We start from the raw sequence: 16,134 nt of genomic DNA, 5'->3' as shown, positions 1-16,134 counted from the left end.
GTCGGGGGTGATGACTCAAATCCCTCATCCCTACAACTTTGGGGACAAAGGGTACATCAGCCACGCTCTTCGAGAAAAGCTGTACGAAGAACACCGATCCGCGTTCTGGACACCGTCTCGACACAATCAAAAGCACGGCCCATCCAAGGCATGGGAAGAATGGATCAGGAAAAAACGCAAAGTCATCGAGACGGTGTTTTTGATTCTCGTAGACCAATATCGGTCACCGACATTCGAGCGAATTCCATTGCCGGGTTTGAAGTGGTATTCGATGGCATCTTGTCGGCGTATTCCCTAGTCACAATAGGGCTCTAGTTGAGTGTTGACGCTCAACTAGCACCACGGGTAATCATAATCTCATCGTTAATATATTGGTAAATTTCTTTCAATCGAGGAAATGTAGACAAGGACAATAATTTACCGTTTACAATTACAGCCGGTGTAGCATACTGTATAGCTTTTTCGGCATTAGATGCTATTGCTTTAAATCCTCTTTCTTCTAATATAGAGGTCAATTTTTTTTGAGCCAAAACCAAATCTAGATGAACTTGGTAATTATATATTTGAACAATCACTTGGTCCTTAAATTGTTTCAATAAACGTTGCTTTAGTTCCTGCATTTCAGCACCTGATTCGTCAGAGACTGTATCACAGCATACACTTTCTGGTGTGCATTCAGTGATTTCAGATTGAACAAGGTACTTTGGGAATAGTTCAACCAACAGTTTTTTTTTCATGCAAATCTCCTCCCTCTAGAAATGTTGATGTATCAAGGCTTTGGGGCCTCTCAGGGGTGTCCAAAAAATATTTTTCGACAAAATCCCTTACATCCTTTTTCAGTTTTGTGGATATCTTACAGACCTAGGGTGCGCTTCGCGGCCACGGCTGGGTACATTTTCCTTCCGTGGGGAGAAGCGTATTCGATGCACCCTTTGGATCTCCGCGTCGCTGATGAGGACGAACCCTCCCATGTCTCCGGGCGTCTTCGCGCCAACATTCCCTCGTTCGGTCTCGTCATCAGGCGGAGGCCGGCCAAGCTCCTTTGGGGACTCAAGGTCGAATGGATAAAATCACGCCAGCTTCTCCGGTGTCATCCTGTTGTCCAACGATTCTTCCGTTCGCAGGGGGAGGCCTTAGGCCGCCCGTTGCACCTGGGACAAGACGTCCTGTTTCATTCGCTCCGCGTCAAAGGCTTGTTTCTTCATACAAATCGCAAACAGCACATTCAACAGCTTCCGGCATAATGCGACGATGGACTGCTTTCCGGTCAGCGGATTGACGGGGCGGGTCGTGTAATAGTCATGCAGCTCGCGAAACGCCTCGTTGTGCCGGATCAGCGGAATCATCGCCCGAAACAGCACCGATCGCAGCCGTTTCCGTCCCCGTTTGGAGATGTGCTTTTGCCCTTTGCGCTGGCCGGAGGAGTTCTCTTTGAGCGTCAGGCCCGCCAACTTCACCAATTGACGCGGGTCCCGATAATGGGCGAAGCTGCCGATCTCCGCCAGCAGATCGATGATCGTGGCGTCTCCCAACCCGTCGACCGTTTTCAGCCATTGATACTCCATCGTCGTTTGAACCAATGCCTTCAACTCGGCGTCCAACGCGGCGATCTCAGCCTCCAATTGGCGGTATCGGCGGACGAGCGCGGCGATCTCAAACCGGGCCATCGTCGTCCCTTCCGTCACCCCAATCGAGTCCTTCGCGGCGTCGATCAACGCCTGAATTTTGGCCTTCTGCGGGCATTTCAGCCCTTCGCTTTGCCGGTACACCTCAAGAAGCTCCTCCACCGCCCGGCCGGCCATATCGGCTGGAAGCGGCGTCCACTCCAGCACCGAAAGCGCCGTTTTCCCCAGGTCGCGAAACACCGTCCAAAACTCTGGAAAATATCGGTCGGTCCAGCGGACGATCGCGTTTTTCACCGCCGTCTGTTCCTTGCGGAACTTTTCTTTGAGCGTGCTCCCGACGCGCAAATCGGCTTCGATCTCGTGCAGCAGCCGGGGGACGAGGAATCGTCCGTCTTTCGCCAGTCTGGCGATGACCAGGGCGTCTTTGGCGTCATGTTTCGTCGGCAGGTTGTCATCGAGTTCTTTCGACCGGCACACATGCGCCGGGTTGACCATCACCAACGGGATCCCTTTTTCCTCGAGGAAGTAGGCCAGGTTCAACCAGTAGTGCCCGGTCGGTTCCACCGCGACGATCACCTGCGGCTTTCCGAACGCTTGCATCGCCTCCTGAATCGCTTCATACAGCTGGCGAAAGCCCTCTTTCGACTGGAAGATCGGGAACGATTTGCGAAGCACGCGTCCTCGGTCATCCACGAAGCAGGCGTAGTGGGTTCGTTTCGCGATATCGATTCCCACGACAAGCGTTTGTTCGGTGACTTGATCAATTTTATAGTTTTGTGTACAATTCATCTGAAGTCCTCCTTGGTATGGTGAGTGATGTGTTTGACACCCCTGCATCATACCAAGAGGGCTTTTTTTGATCAAGTCCCCGGAAAAGCTCCTAACGGGAATGCTTTCTAAAAGATTATTAATACTGAGGCGTTAATCTATGAGTTGGGACAGGAGGTTTTGGGCTAAAACACTCATGGTAGCTCGATCTCCAATTGGTTCCGTATTGTTGGTTAGTTGATTCAATTGCATCGGCTACAATTAAATCCAACATGGATGGGTTAGCTTCTATACGAATGTTGAGAAGAACACGAAATTGTCTATTTGGGCTGCCATCAGTAATGGTAAAAATCGGAGCTTCGCCCGTTTTGGTCATACTTGCTTTTACATAGCCATTACTTTGACTCAATTGGATTTTAAGATGAGCAATCGCCATTTTTTCCCGAAGGAAATGTCCATCCAGCGTTTCAAGAAAAGAATTTACCCACTCCTTTGGATCAAATGTGTTATTTTCCAAATGAGTTAAATCTCCCAATATATTCATCCAGGCTAATTGTGCTTCGCCTTCTGCATACAAATCGTAATCAATATCCAGTACCTTGTCTCCACCTACAGTATCTGAAAGCCAAAGATCTATTAATTCTTCGAGGAAGTCTCCTCGTTCCGCCGAAATTGCTCTAATTTCAGCTTGGGGATAACGTTGTTTTAAAAACTTCATTAATCCATTAATTTCTTCATGCTGGAACTTGTCCAATTTATTTAATGCGATAATATCAGCTTCTGCAAGTTGTTTTTCGAAAATATAATTAACAGAAGGAGAAAATATTCTATTTTTGCCATCCGTTTTATAATCGAGGTTGTCCATCAATCGGGTAGGGTCCACAACAATCGTTAAGGGTGCTGTCTTAAATTCATCTGCGTAATACTTTTTTATCGGTTGAATGACAGTAGCCGCTAAATCTGTACAACTACCTACTGCTTCCGCCAAAATAACATCTGGTTGTTTTTCCTTTAATAATAGAGTGAGATTTTTGTATAAATCTTCAAACTGGCAACAGAAGCACCCGCCAGTAACTTCTTCTGCATCTAAACCATTATTTTGTACTAGTTCAGTATCAATTAATTCCTTTCCTTGATCGTTTGTAACAACTGCTACCCTTTTTCCACGTTTCTGTAACTTTTTTGCCGTTTGAATTAACGTTGTAGTTTTACCGGCTCCCAGAAAACCACCTAAAAGGACTAATTTAACTGCCATAGTATCACCACCACTACTTATTATTGAAAATGATATTATATTAGATCTCACATTTCGCACCCTGAATAAAAATTCGAAATAAGCCAGGTTTGACCGAATAAAAATTAATCATTTTACAATTTTTGTATAAAAAAATTATTTTTACCCGTGGTGCTAGATAAAACTCAGACAAGCATAAAAATAGCCCTTGCTGGCGGATCTCCAGTAGAATGAAAGTGTCACCCAACATTCGAAAGGAGAGATCCCCCATGCAAGAGCACTTTCATTTTACTACAGATCCAGCCAAACTTCAAAAACAATATGCCGCTATTTTCTGTTTTGTTTCTGCTCAACTGTCGTTGATTCAAATGTATCTTCATCGCCGCAACCGTCACTTGGTCAAGCAAAAAGACGAAGTGGTCATGGCGGTTCACCTTTTGGGGAAGCTGCTGGGCTTTTCTTCTGAACGAGCCTGGCATCGCTTTGTCACGGGAAATTTGTTCACAAACGGCTCGTTTCTTGAACGCTCCCGATACAACCGCCGCTGCCGAGCGCTTGGCTTCGCGGTCAAATGGATTCGTCATGAACTAGCCAAACGTGGCCAACACCATGCTTATGCCGTTGTTGACAGTTTGCCTCTTCCGTTGTGCCATCCCGCGAGAATGCAGCGCGTCAAGCGATTTCGAGGGATCGCGGATATGGGGTATTGTGCTTCCAAAAAGCAATGGTACTACGGTTTCAAGCTGCATCTTCAAGTGACCAATCAAGGGCTGGCCATGGGCTATGTCGTGACGGAAGCGTCCTGCCACGACGTCAAAGCGGCTGAAACGGTGATGACTCAAATCCCTCATCCCTACAACTTTGGAGACAAAGGGTACATCAGCCGCGCTCTTCGAGAAAAGCTGTATGAAGAACACCAAGCCGCGTTCTGGACACCGTCTCGACACAATCAAAAGCACGGCCCATCCAAGGCATGGGAAGAATGGATCAGGAAAAAACGCAAAGTCATCGAGACGGTGTTTTCGATTCTCGTGGACCAATACCGGATCACCGACATTCGGGCGAATTCCATTGCCGGGTTTGAAGTGGCACTCGATGGCATCTTGGTGGCTTATTCCCTGGTCACACTAGGGCTGGTTGAGCGCTGACGCTCAACTAGCACCACGGGTTATTTTTATGCGCATATCCGGGTTGTTTTTTGTATATTATGCAAAGGTTGCGAAATATGAGTTAGATGATTCGTAGTTCCAAGAATTTTAATATTTCCTCAGATATTTCTGAAGCATGTGTATCCGATGAACCCTGGGCTATAATATAACCTAACCGATTATAATTACTTGTAGTCTGAGGAACAATTTCTCCTGGTTGTACATTTAGTTTGGCATCAACCAGATTGCAATGCCCTTTTGCAAAAATTGTGTCATTAATCAATACAGTTCCTGGTTGATCAGCAACTAAAAAACGAATTGCAGCAGAAGGAGCTTGAACAGGATGTTTAGGTGCATCCTTAAGTGTTCCTCCTAAGGCTATATGTAACGCTAATTCAGCTAAATCGTATCCTGTGACAATCCTAACTAGTTTTGGTATGTGGTCTCCTCCTGGTCTAGCATTTACTTCAACAATATGCCACCCTGATGAAGTTTTCTTTACTTCAATATGAGTAACAGCATTTTGAACCCCTAATACCTCAAGAGATTTTGAGATAAGTTGGTAAACACGCTGATAATCTTCAGTACTTAATGTATATGGAACTGTATGACCAATCTCAATTGAATAAGGAGGGGGAGTGACTTTCTTTTCAGTAACTGCAATGATTGTGGTTTCCCCATTTATAGTTACTGATTCCACACTAAACTCTGGACCTTCCAAGTATTCCTCAATAAGAATTTCAGGATCAATAGGTTGCCCAATAGAATTTGTACCTTTATTTTTAATTTCATTGATTGCTTGAACTACTTCGCTCTCGGAATTGCATTTTTTCACAAAACGGCTACCAGACTCATTAGAAGGTTTTACTATAACAGGAAAAGCAAAGTGTTTCAAAACTTCTAGAGATTCATCAGAGGACTTAACTAAACAAAATTTAACTTGGTCTACTTTGGAATCATATAAGATCTTCCTTGTAAGTTTTTTGTTCCGACAATTTAAAGCAGCCTGCAAACTTAAGCCTTTTTGTAATCCAATAGCTTCAGATATTCGAGCACATAAAGGAATTCGGTACTCATTCATGGTAAAAACCGCTTGAATATCATATTGCTTAGCTAACTCTATTGACTTTTCAACCACTAACAATTCATTGTTAAGATCAACTTCAATAGGAATATCAACGGAAAAAGCTTTTTCGAAATCAATAGACTTTCTGAAAAGAATGGTTTTAAATCCTTTTGCTTTAGCTAGTTCTATTTCATTATCACGTGGAGCAACGAGTATGACTGCTGATTTCTGTTGAAGCAATCTTATCCCACCTATTCGCAACATTTAGAGGATTTGTTTGTTGCGGTTGATACATTGAATGAAACTAGCCCATTGATTTTTTGTCCTCTCATAGCAATAACAATAGCGCTTATATGACCTAACTCTTCATTTGTAAAGCCTAATTGTTTTGCAGTAAGAACAGCATTTTTTAAGGTATTAGCGTCTTCCATAACTAGAGCTGTTGCAAGTATAACGAGAATACGATCTCGATCAGATAAAACTCCACCTTCTAAAGTCTCAGTAAAAAAGGTGTCAAACTCTTTTTGCAATTTATTATTTAATGCTAACACTAATATCACTCCAATCTGAGAATTAGCATTTCAAACAACACCGTTTAAAAACACCTTCCTCTTGAGGAGAAAGGATTTTATAATATAATTCATCCATCTGAGGATCAGGGTGCTTCCACTCATAATGAAATTCATATTCTATTAATTCAAGTGTTTGAATCGATGAACGAGATAACAATGGTGAACCCTTATATAGATAAAGTCTGGTTTCATATTGAATAGGATCAATAATGTCCTCAAGTTGATTTTCAGCTACAAAAGCACGGAAAGCAGAAAGATCTTCTAATTTTGTCCAAGGATTAAACATAATGAATGTCGGATTTAACTTGATTCCAATTTCTCTTAAGTAAGAAATTGCTTCCTCAATATCTGAAACTGATGTTTCCTTTGCAACAGCATCAAGCACTTCATCTGAAGGAAATTCAAGAGCAGATGTAATGAATTTAACCCCTAATTCTTTCATCTCTCGAAGAGTCTCTTTATTCTCCAAAATATGGTCAACTCGAGTAGTAAAATCATATGTTAAATGTGGAAATTCAGAGTGTAATTTTCTTAGGATTTTAATACCGTGATATTTAGCATTAAAAAAATCTGCATCAATAAATGTGAGATGGGTCATTCCTCCTTCCACGAGTTGCTGAACATCTTTTAAGACTATTTCTTCTGAAATCAATATCACTTTTCCACCATAAGCTGCATATACAGAACAATATAAACACTTGTGATGGCATCCCCTAGCTATTTCCGTAGAACCAACTATTTGTGGTGAACCAAGAATCTTGTCTATTTGCTTTTGAGGATACTTATACAAAGGCGGAAGAAGGTGTCGGCTTGGAACATCAAAATGATCCCGTGACATAAAAGGATGAACATATTCCCCTTTTTTTGCTTGTTCTGCAAATAACACTCCTGGTATTTCACTCTGAGCATCGCCAGAAAGATGCCGAGCTAAACATACTAATGGCTTCTCCCATTCACCGCAAATACAGGAATCACTGTATTTTCCGGCTAAACGGTTTGCATGAATCGTCGCGTGTTGACCGAAAAAAGTAATATGAGCATTCGGATTAATCTTTCTAACCAGTTTTGCCACTTCAACACCAGAGTGAACAGCATCGAATAGCGGGATAGAAATGGCCACTAAATCAGCTGAAGAGAAACGATCCTCTTGTATCCCTTCAACATAAGTATCCAAAACAGATACATGAAATCCATCTTTTATCAATGGAGTTGCTGCAGTAGCGACGGTATTAGGCTGAAAACCTCCTTCAAATGTAGAAATAAGTAAAATGTTCATTTCATATAAAACCTCCCACTTTTTTTGGTATTGTCAAAAGTTTATCCTCCACACTCACGGTTTTCCCTTGAGTTTCAACGGTTGAACGAAAAAAAGCTTGCCACCCCCGTTGTTTTCGGCCATCATTGAGGCAACAACACTCAACAGCCAAAACAAAGGAGTGACAAGCTTTGTTACCTCAATGATTAGCCTATTTGCTTCAAATCATCAAGACCCAATATCAAATCATTGTGTATTTGATGGGTGTGATATTGGGAAAATCCTTGAATCTCGAGGACTTGGACGAACCCATCCAAAAGCCGTGCCGGAAACTTCAGGTCGATGACCTTCCCATCATCGATGTGCCGGAAACCCTTGATTACCGGAAGCTGTTGGCGGACTACGAAGCCCAGCACGGACGTCCTTTACGGCCCATCCAGCGCCGCGCGAATGCGAAACACCGTGTTCCGGATTCGTTGACCTGCCCTCGCTGCCAGGCTCCCTCTTCTTACCTGTACGCCAATAACGGCGGAAACGGGCAATACCAATGCAAAGTGTGCCAATGCCGGTTCAACCACCGAAATCGGTTCACCAAGCAAGCGGTCTTTCGCTGCCCGCACTGCAAAAAGACGCTGGAAAAAATCAAGGAACGCAAAGAATACCACATCTATAAGTGCAAGAACAACGATTGCTCGTTTTACCAGGCCAACCTTCGCCGGATGACGAAGAAGGAGCGCCAACAGTTTCAACAGGATCCTCAAGCCTTCAAGGTGCGGTATTTGTTTCGAGAGTTCTTGTTTGACTTTCTCCCGTTGGCTTCCTCGTCGCTCATCAAGCCGAAGGTCGATTTGTCCCGGCTGGCTGCGTCGCCGCACGTGTTGGGGCTCGTGTTGACGTACTACGTCAACTTTGGGATGTCCTCGAGGGAGACCGCCGCCGCCATGAAGGACATCCATGGCGTCTCGATCTCCCATCAGACGGTGCTCAACTACGCCAACAGCGTCGCGCTTTGGATCAAGCCCTTTGTCGACCGGTTCCCGTATGAGCTGTCCGGTTCGTTTTGCGGGGACGAGACGTATATTCGCGTCAAAGGGCGCTGGCATGACCTGTTCTTTCTATTTGACGCCGTCAAAAAGATCGTGCTGTCCTATCGCGTCTCGCCCAACCGGGACACGCTCTCGGCCATCAAGGCCATCGATGATGTCCTGCAGAAGCTGGCGTCCCTCCCAGACGACTTGTCGTTCGTCGTGGATGGCAACCCGATTTACCGGCTGGCGCAACACTTCTTTGCCCAGCACGGGATTTCGTTTGACGTCCGCCAGGTGATCGGCCTGACCAACGAAGATCCGGTCTCGGAAGAGTTTCGCCCTCTCAAGCAGATCATCGAGCGATTCAACCGGACTTTTAAAGGCAACTACCGCCCGACCCATGGGTTCGGTGCGGAAGAAGGCTCGGTGTCCTTTGTGACGCTGTTTGTGGCGTATTTCAACTTTCTGCGCCCGCATAGCGCGCTCGAGGGCCGGGTGCCGGTCGTCATCCCGGAATTGGCGGATCTTCCGCATATGCCGGCCCGGTGGACGAAGCTGATCGCCATGGCACAAGGCGTTTCTCCAACAAGAGGCGGCCTGACTTTTTTGTCCTCCGGAGCCCGTTGAACAGAACTCCTGCCGGATTCGGCGAAGCGAACCCTTGACCAACCGAACACCGCCAAAGGTAACATTCGGTCATGGCAAGGGCGGCTTTCTTATTGCCTTCTTTTTTGTCCCCGTCGCCCTTGACGACTCTTCCGCACCTTTGGCGGGTGTTGGTCAAGGGCGAATCCGGCTCTCCGCATGCCCAATGATGCTCAATGGGATGGCCTGTGTGGAGTTTTCATAAAACTTTTGACGCTACCTTTTTTATTTATTAGTTGCAAAACGAATCAATTTTGTTATATAATTTTAGTGTATTTTTTATCCAATTTGAATTTTCTCATATTTTTATATTTTTTTCAATATTTTTTTAATATTTTTTTGGCTCTTCACCACAAGTTGTACTTGAGATTTTAGGATAGGTATGCATAGGGAAAATAGAGGGTACAAAAAATGCGAATTTTCCTGTATGGTAAAGGTGACCAAACCAAACCATTGGAGGAAAATTCGCATGTACGCTCAGTTTATCAAAGAACTCATCGATTGACCAGATGTTTTGATTCAAAAGGTACGAAAAGAAGAAGAACGTTGGATTTTCGAACTTTCTCTTCCCGAACAATGCCCGTTATGTCCTGTCTGCTTGAAACGCACGATCAAAATGACAGGAAAAAAGAAGCAATGGATGCATGGCTATGCTCAGCGAATCGGGATTTTTTGGATCGAACTTCCTGTAGAGCGAAGACGTTGTGGTACGTGTGGCATGACATTCAGCACGTCTTATCCAGGAATCTCCCCTCGAAGCATAGCAACGGATGCCTTTCAACAATGGGTGGCGCAATCTTGCATAGGGACATCCATTCAGGCAGTGGCTCGTATGCTCAAGCTTCCTTACACGACCGTTGAACGTTGGTTTTATACCCATGCCCCTTCCTTCCTATCGAATGAAATCCAACCAAAGGCGGTTTGTGTCGATGAGTTTGCGTTTCGAAAAGGGCATGACTACGGGGTGGCGATCATGGATGCCGAAACGGGAGAAGTGTATGCCGTTGAAGCAGGAAAGAACGAGGAAGCCATTGGACGTGCGTTGGCTCATGTGTCTGGTTCTGTTCAGTATGTCGTGAGCGATTTGGCTCCAGCAATGAAAAAAGCGATTCAAAGGGTTTGCCCAGAGGCGACACATGTCGTGGATTATTTCCATGTCATTCAGCTGTTTACAGATGCTTTAGAAGGCCGGTGAAAAAGTACACCCTGAGGCAGGAATTTAGGGGGCTTGTGTCGAAAAAGGAAGAAAAATCGTTGGAATGGAGCGTGAGCGGATCATGAAAGCTCCCAAAAACCCTTCGACTCAGCCTCGGCTGTTTCAAGTCATCGACATGGAGGACCTGATTCCCCCACATCATATCCTGCGCCAAATCAACGAAGCGGTTGACTTTTCCGTCATTCACGATTGGGTGGCTCCCCTGTACACGGAAAAAACGGGTCGCCCGGCGGCGGATCCGGAACGGCTGCTTCGCCTGATGCTGCTCTCGTATTTGTTCGACCACTCCGAGCGGGAGTTGTATGAGATCCTCCCCATGCATGCCGGATACTTGTGGTTTTGCGGTATCGACTTTGAATCCGTGCTCCATCCGGATCCTCATCACCCCACACTGCCGGATCGAACGACGCTCGTCAAAACACGGAAACGCTGGCGCCAACACGGAATCTTTGATCGGCTGATGACCTACGTGGTGGATCAGTGCATCGCGGCGGGTCTGGTCTCGCCGGATGTGCATGCGGCGGCCGATGGCACCCAAGTGCGGGCGAATGCTTCGATCCACAGCTTGCGGGAAGTCAAGCTCGCTCCGGTGGAAACGTTGGAAGACTACCTCGCCCGCACTGCCCAGGAAGATGAACAGACCGAGTCACGGGATCCGGATGACGCCCCGCCCTCTCCGTCTCCCCCATCAGGGGAGTGCGTCCATGCCGAAGAACGAGGAAACTTCCGTGGAACCAGGTTTTCCAACCAAACCCATCGAAGCGTGACGGATCCGGATGCCCGGTTGTACAAGAAAGGCAAAGGACAGGAAGCGTATCCTCGGTATCTGGTGCACGACGTCATCGATGTCCAGTCGCGCGTGATTTTGTCCAGACGGGCCAGCCTCGCCACCGGAACGGCGGAACGGGAGACGAGTTTGGAGCAGCTGGCTTCGATTCGGTTTCGCCACCCGTCGATCACGATTCGGACCTTGTCCGCGGACAAAGCGTATGGCACCACGGAGTATTTGAAAGCGCTCTTCATCCAAGGCATCACGCCGCTCGTGTCGCTGCGCCGCAAGGAGATGGAGGAGATTCCAACCTGGAAGCGCCGGGCGAAGGATCCCGCTCAGGAAGCACAACGCCAGGCGAAAGTCCGAGACGTTCAGATTCGCAACCAAGCGAGGCTCATTCAGCAACAGGGCGGTTATCGATCGATTCAAGCCCTTCGCACGCGTTGTGAGCATGTGTTCGCCGAAGGGAAGGAATGTCATGGGCTGGACCGGGCCCGAAGCCGGGGCCTTTACGCCATGGAAGAACAGGCGCTGTTGACCGCCGTCGTGCAAAATCTGAAGCGATTGTGCCGGTTTCGAAAAAACAAGGGGGGACCGGCTCTTTGGCGTGCGCAAAAACGGAATTGGGAGCAGGAAGTCCTGCTCGTCTTCCCATCCTTTGGCGCCAAATGGCGGGGAGAATGGCCTCCAAAATTCGACATGAGGGAAGTCTATGCCCCATTAATTCACCGGCCTTTTAGAGCGTTGTCGCAAATATTTAGACAAAGGAGGCAAGAAACACGGAAATGTTCGTTACGTTTGTCGTTTATTGAGCCAATGCCCAGAGAAATTGACGGAGGAAGAACGCCAAATCGTACGGAAATGGTGCAATGAAAGCGATTACTTAAAGTCTGTCTGCCAATCGCTTCAACATTTTCGCTATGTGTCTAAAAGCAAAGACGAACAACAGGCGAAACGACGTTTGGAGGCTTGGATTCACCGATATGTATTTTGTCCTTGTTCGGCTGTACGCGCCATCGCAAAATCGCTTGTCAAACGAACAGATGAAATCATATCATGCATATTGTCACCTTATTCGAATGGAAAAATGGAGGGAACAAATAACAAGATCAAGCTAATCAAACGTCGGGGATACGGATACAGAAATATCCAGCGTTTTGCATTGCGGGTTCGTCTAGAGGACTGGTGAAAAACGACCGATTTCGCCGAATCCGTTGCTTTTGGGTGAAAGAGAGGCGTTGATTTTACAGGACTTCTCAATTTGAGAAGAGTCCGTTTTTCGCGACTTTTCACTAAATCACCGGCCTTCTAGAAACAGCTAACATACTTTAATGACAGGTGCAAGTACAACTTTTGGTGATGAACCAATTTTTATTCGGTCAAACCTGGCTTATTTCGAATTTTTATTCAGGGTGCGAAATGTGAGTTAGACGTAGATGCTCTCGTCCATGCCCAATCCTTGCAGAATCCTTCGCTGATCCGGGTTGAGGGAGCGATCCAGTGCGCGTTGGATGCGCCCGTCCGGCAGCTGGAACACGACGACGTTCACATAATGGAAACAGCTGAAAAATCACCTGTCCCGTTGGCCGGGTCAGCTTGCGGCCCCCAGGCCCTTTTAACGGGTGTTCCGGTGTGATGAACGGGCGCACCCGGCGCTGAAAAACGCGGTAAATCGCCAAGGCCAAGAGAAACAAATAGCCCAATACGGCCACTCGTTCTGGCTTTTTGACATCAATCTCATCCGTGAAAAACGGATCTTTCAAGTGGGGCAGGCCCAGTTTTTTGACTAGAGCACTTATGATATTCAAAATAGGAATTGCGATAGACCGCTTTGATTTGCACATTCATGAGAGAAAAACTCCTTCACTTTTCTTGTGTGTCAAGGATTCATTCGATATCGGAACAGAAAAACCCTCCCGATTTTCGTCGGAAGGGTGCGAAATGTGAGGCTTACAGCGGAATATTGCCATGCTTTTTCTTCGGCCGCTCCTCGTGCTTGTTTCGAAGCATCTCGAGCGCCTGAATGAGCTTGATTCTCGTGTCGCGCGGGTCGATGACGTCATCGATCATGCCGTATTTCGCGGCGACGTACGGATTGGCGAATTTCTCACGGTATTCGGCAATTTTTTGCGCCCGCGTTTCTTCCGGATTCGGACTTTTTTCAATTTCGCTCGCGAAAATGATGTTCGCCGCCCCTTGCGGCCCCATGACGGCCACTTCGGCGTTCGGCCACGCATAGACGACATCGGCGCCGATCGATTTGCTGTTTAAGGCGACGTACGCGCCGCCGTACGCTTTCCGCAAAATGACCGTAATTTTCGGCACGGTCGCTTCCGAGTAGGCGTACAAAATTTTCGCCCCATGGCGGATGATGCCGCCGTGCTCCTGCTTGACGCCCGGGAAAAAGCCGGTTACGTCCTCAAACGTAATGATCGGGATGTTGAACGAATCGCAAAAGCGGATAAAACGCGCCGCCTTGTCGGACGAATCAATGTCAAGCCCGCCGGCCATAAACTTCGGCTGGTTGCACACAAGCCCGACCACTTCGCCTTTGATGCGGGCAAAGCCGATCACGATGTTTTTGGCGAAATCTTTTTGCACTTCCATAAACGATCCGTCATCGACGACTTGGGCGATGACGTGGCGCACATCGTACGGGCGGACGGCGTCAATCGGCACGACATCGGCCAAATCGGGGCGGTAGTCGTCCCCGTCCGGAATCGGGCCAAACGGCGGCTTTTCGTTATTGTTTGACGGCAAATAGCCAAGCAGCCGCCGCACCTCGGCGAGCGCCTCCTCTTCATTCGCCGCCGCAAAATGAGCGTTGCCGCTGATCGTGTTGTGCACGCGGGCGCCGCCTAAATCTTCGGCGCTGATTTTCTCCCCGGTCACCGCTTCAATCACTTTCGGACCGGTGATGAACATTTGGCTCGTTTTTTCGACCATGAACACAAAATCCGTGATGGCCGGGGAATAGACGGCCCCGCCGGCGCACGGCCCCATAATGACGGAAATTTGCGGGATGACGCCGGAATAAATGGCGTTGCGGTAAAAAATGTGCCCGTACCCGTCAAGCGACAAGACCCCTTCTTGAATGCGGGCGCCGCCCGAATCGTTCAAGCCGATGACCGGCGCCCCGGTTTTCGCCGCCAAATCCATGATGTTCGTGATTTTTTTCGCATGCATTTCCCCAAGCGCGCCGCCGAAGACGGTGAAATCTTGCGAGAACACAAATACGGTGCGTCCATTGATCTTCCCGTAGCCGGTGACGACCCCATCGCCCGGCCCCTTCTTTTCGCCAAGTCCAAAATCGGTGCAGCGGTGCTCGATGAACGGATTGAGCTCGACAAACGTCCCTTCGTCCAACAGCAAGTCAATCCGCTCGCGCGCCGTCAGCTTCCCTTTCGCGTGCTGCTGTTCAATTTTCTCATCGCCGCCGCCCAGTTCAATCTCACGTCGGCGGTCATACAGTTCGTTGATTTTGTCGTACATGTCGCTCATTGGTGTCCCTCCGTTCGGTTCGTCCGTTCACAAAGTTCGTACAACACGCCGCCGGTCGATTTCGGGTGCATGAAGGCCACCCACGCCCCGCCGGCGCCGCGTTTTGGCGCATCTTGAATCATGCGAATGCCATGCTCCTTCAGCTCACGGATGCGCTCGGTGATGTCCTCGACGCCAAGCGCCACGTGATGGATCCCTTCGCCGCGTTTCTCGATAAATTTCGCCACCGCGCTCTCTGGCGACAGCGGCTCGAGCAGCTCAAGCTTCGCCTCTCCGGCCTGCAGAAACGCCACTTTCACCTGTTCCGACTCAACTTCCTCGATGCCGAGAAACGGCAGGCCGAGCACATCCGTATAAAACGGAAGCGCTTTCTCGATCGAGCGGACAGCAATGCCGATATGGTCGACTTTTTTCACCTGCATCGTCTTGGTCTCCTTTGCTGCAAAATGATGAGGCCAACGTTTTATTATTCGCCGTTTCGACAAAAAATCCTGCTTTTTTTGTTTTTCTTTGTCTGCGCAACGGTCAAGCCATGGAGCGGTTCGTTTCATCTCTCATCCTGCTTTTTTCCTTGTCCGCTCCGCTGTTTGCCGTTACAATAAACGTAGAACAGCGGACGGAAGGAGGACGGACCGTTGTCGCGCAAAACGCAAAAATTCGTGGTTTACTTGATGCTCATTTGCATGCTGCTGACGACGCTCCTCGCCGGCATCAGCATGTGGTTTTAAGCGCGATCCGGCGTAAAAAACGCAAGCTCCGAAACCGGAAGCTTGCGTTTTTCATGGGACAGCGCCGTACCGTTTGGCAATGGAGTAAAACGATTCGTTGCTGCGGAGAATGAGCACGTTGGCGCCGATGGGCACCCGTTCATACAAATGCTCAACATCGCGGTTGTGCATGCGCACACAGCCTTGCGACACGTAGCCGCCAATCGACGCCGGGTTGTTCGTGCCATGAATGCCGTACGTGCGCCCGTCCGTCCCGCGCGCGTTAAAGCCGATCCACCTTGTGCCAAGCGGATTGTTCGGCGCCCCGCCTGGAATGTTCTTTTTCCGATAATACGGGTGTTTCGCCTTCACCGTCACCGTAAACATTCCTTCCGGCGTCAAATCGGTATTGACCCCGGTCGCCACCGGATAAACGGCTTCGATGCGGCCGTCGCGGACGAGCGCGAGCTTATTGATCGCTTTGTTCACAATCACGAGCGGCTTCGCCTCCGCCGCTGTCTGGAAAGGCGCCCCCAACACTGCGGTTATCACGAGACAAATGGCCAACCATACCCGCATATAAGTCCATCCTTTGCT

General features: G+C 48.1%; 11 protein-coding genes and 6 pseudogenes. 7 read left to right on the top strand and 10 right to left on the bottom strand.

Annotated features, from left to right (window positions below; all coding sequences use genetic code 11):
- Positions 1–7: 7 nt before the first annotated feature.
- Positions 8–315, top strand: a pseudogene (locus tag GC56T3_RS18455) (transposase); the annotation flags it as partial.
- Positions 316–329: 14 nt separating this feature from the next.
- Here GC56T3_RS18455 and GC56T3_RS06165 read toward each other — a convergent pair.
- The 3 genes from GC56T3_RS06165 to GC56T3_RS06155 form a co-directional block, all read right to left on the bottom strand.
- A complete protein-coding gene (locus GC56T3_RS06165; protein ID WP_012820642.1) occupies positions 330–737 on the bottom strand; it encodes a hypothetical protein in 408 nt (135 codons plus the stop codon).
- A 396-nt stretch (positions 738–1,133) separates the two neighbouring features.
- The gene (locus GC56T3_RS06160; protein WP_041468294.1) at positions 1,134–2,414 is read right to left on the bottom strand and encodes an IS110 family transposase; all 1,281 of its coding nucleotides are present in this window, start codon (positions 2,412–2,414) and stop codon (positions 1,134–1,136) included.
- Between the two features lie 118 nt (positions 2,415–2,532).
- Complete coding sequence (locus tag GC56T3_RS06155; protein WP_013144809.1) at positions 2,533–3,648, bottom strand: GTP-binding protein; 1,116 nt, start codon at positions 3,646–3,648, stop codon at positions 2,533–2,535.
- 248 nt (positions 3,649–3,896) lie between these two features.
- Between GC56T3_RS06155 and GC56T3_RS06145 the strand changes: the two genes are divergently transcribed.
- Positions 3,897–4,775: an IS982 family transposase gene (locus GC56T3_RS06145; RefSeq protein WP_013523048.1), complete on the top strand. Its 879-nt coding sequence runs from the start codon at positions 3,897–3,899 to the stop codon at positions 4,773–4,775.
- Positions 4,776–4,857: 82 nt separating this feature from the next.
- Here GC56T3_RS06145 and GC56T3_RS06140 read toward each other — a convergent pair whose 3' ends face one another.
- From GC56T3_RS06140 to GC56T3_RS06130, 3 genes are read right to left on the bottom strand one after another with little or no spacing between them, the layout of a single operon-like run.
- Positions 4,858–6,081, bottom strand: coding sequence for an ATP-grasp domain-containing protein (locus GC56T3_RS06140; protein ID WP_013144808.1), 1,224 nt, complete (start codon positions 6,079–6,081; stop codon positions 4,858–4,860).
- 11 nt (positions 6,082–6,092) lie between these two features.
- Entirely contained in the window at positions 6,093–6,392 is a 300-nt protein-coding gene (locus GC56T3_RS06135) for a carboxymuconolactone decarboxylase family protein (protein ID WP_013144807.1), read from the bottom strand.
- A 22-nt stretch (positions 6,393–6,414) separates the two neighbouring features.
- Positions 6,415–7,689 carry an RCCLKC-tail radical SAM protein gene (locus tag GC56T3_RS06130; RefSeq protein WP_013144806.1) on the bottom strand — a complete coding sequence of 425 codons (1,275 nt, stop codon included), beginning with the start codon at positions 7,687–7,689 and terminating at the stop codon, positions 6,415–6,417.
- A gap of 239 nt (positions 7,690–7,928) precedes the next feature.
- On the opposite strand from GC56T3_RS06130, the pseudogene GC56T3_RS06125 reads away from it, so the two are divergent.
- The 4 pseudogenes from GC56T3_RS06125 to GC56T3_RS18445 all read left to right on the top strand — a co-directional run.
- A pseudogene (locus GC56T3_RS06125) lies at positions 7,929–9,297 on the top strand (DDE-type integrase/transposase/recombinase).
- Between the two features lie 558 nt (positions 9,298–9,855).
- Positions 9,856–10,527, top strand: a pseudogene (locus GC56T3_RS06120) (transposase); the annotation flags it as partial.
- Positions 10,528–10,600: 73 nt separating this feature from the next.
- A pseudogene (locus tag GC56T3_RS06115) lies at positions 10,601–12,069 on the top strand (transposase).
- A pseudogene (locus GC56T3_RS18445) lies at positions 12,054–12,518 on the top strand (transposase); the annotation flags it as partial. The pseudogenes GC56T3_RS06115 and GC56T3_RS18445, both read left to right, overlap by 16 nt.
- Positions 12,519–12,755: 237 nt before the next feature.
- Here the strand turns inward: GC56T3_RS18445 and GC56T3_RS18440 are convergent.
- From GC56T3_RS18440 to mce, 3 genes and pseudogenes are all read right to left on the bottom strand, one after another.
- Positions 12,756–13,095: pseudogene (locus tag GC56T3_RS18440) on the bottom strand (transposase); the annotation flags it as partial.
- Positions 13,096–13,279: 184 nt separating this feature from the next.
- Positions 13,280–14,830 (bottom strand): acyl-CoA carboxylase subunit beta, encoded by a 1,551-nt coding sequence (locus GC56T3_RS06105; RefSeq protein ID WP_013144805.1) that lies wholly within the window; start codon positions 14,828–14,830, stop codon positions 13,280–13,282.
- Positions 14,827–15,252, bottom strand: coding sequence for a methylmalonyl-CoA epimerase (mce, locus tag GC56T3_RS06100; RefSeq protein ID WP_013144804.1), 426 nt, complete (start codon positions 15,250–15,252; stop codon positions 14,827–14,829). The genes GC56T3_RS06105 and mce overlap by 4 nt, the downstream gene beginning before the upstream one ends.
- 213 nt (positions 15,253–15,465) lie before the next feature.
- On the opposite strand from mce, the gene prli42 reads away from it, so the two are divergent.
- Entirely contained in the window at positions 15,466–15,558 is a 93-nt protein-coding gene (prli42, locus tag GC56T3_RS19250) for a stressosome-associated protein Prli42 (protein WP_012820630.1), read from the top strand.
- A gap of 51 nt (positions 15,559–15,609) precedes the next feature.
- On the opposite strand, the gene GC56T3_RS06095 is transcribed toward prli42, so the two are convergent.
- On the bottom strand, positions 15,610–16,116 hold the full coding sequence (locus GC56T3_RS06095; protein WP_013144803.1) for a L,D-transpeptidase: 507 nt from the start codon (positions 16,114–16,116) through the stop codon (positions 15,610–15,612).
- Positions 16,117–16,134 lie beyond the last annotated feature (18 nt).

It is taken from the genome of Geobacillus sp. C56-T3 (assembly GCF_000092445.1).
GTDB lineage: Bacteria > Bacillota > Bacilli > Bacillales > Anoxybacillaceae > Geobacillus > Geobacillus thermoleovorans.
Note: the sequence above shows the minus strand (reverse complement) of the source record. Positions and strands in the feature narration are given on the sequence as shown.

Coding starts and splice junctions, on each gene's coding strand:
- GC56T3_RS06165 (WP_012820642.1), bottom strand. CDS start 737: ATGAAAAAAAAACTGTTGGTTGAACTATTCCCAAAGTACCTTGTTCAA.
- GC56T3_RS06145 (WP_013523048.1), top strand. CDS start 3,897: ATGCAAGAGCACTTTCATTTTACTACAGATCCAGCCAAACTTCAAAAA.
- GC56T3_RS06155 (WP_013144809.1), bottom strand. CDS start 3,648: ATGGCAGTTAAATTAGTCCTTTTAGGTGGTTTTCTGGGAGCCGGTAAA.
- GC56T3_RS06160 (WP_041468294.1), bottom strand. CDS start 2,414: ATGAATTGTACACAAAACTATAAAATTGATCAAGTCACCGAACAAACG.
- GC56T3_RS06095 (WP_013144803.1), bottom strand. CDS start 16,116: ATGCGGGTATGGTTGGCCATTTGTCTCGTGATAACCGCAGTGTTGGGG.
- GC56T3_RS06130 (WP_013144806.1), bottom strand. CDS start 7,689: ATGAACATTTTACTTATTTCTACATTTGAAGGAGGTTTTCAGCCTAAT.
- GC56T3_RS06105 (WP_013144805.1), bottom strand. CDS start 14,830: ATGAGCGACATGTACGACAAAATCAACGAACTGTATGACCGCCGACGT.
- mce (WP_013144804.1), bottom strand. CDS start 15,252: ATGCAGGTGAAAAAAGTCGACCATATCGGCATTGCTGTCCGCTCGATC.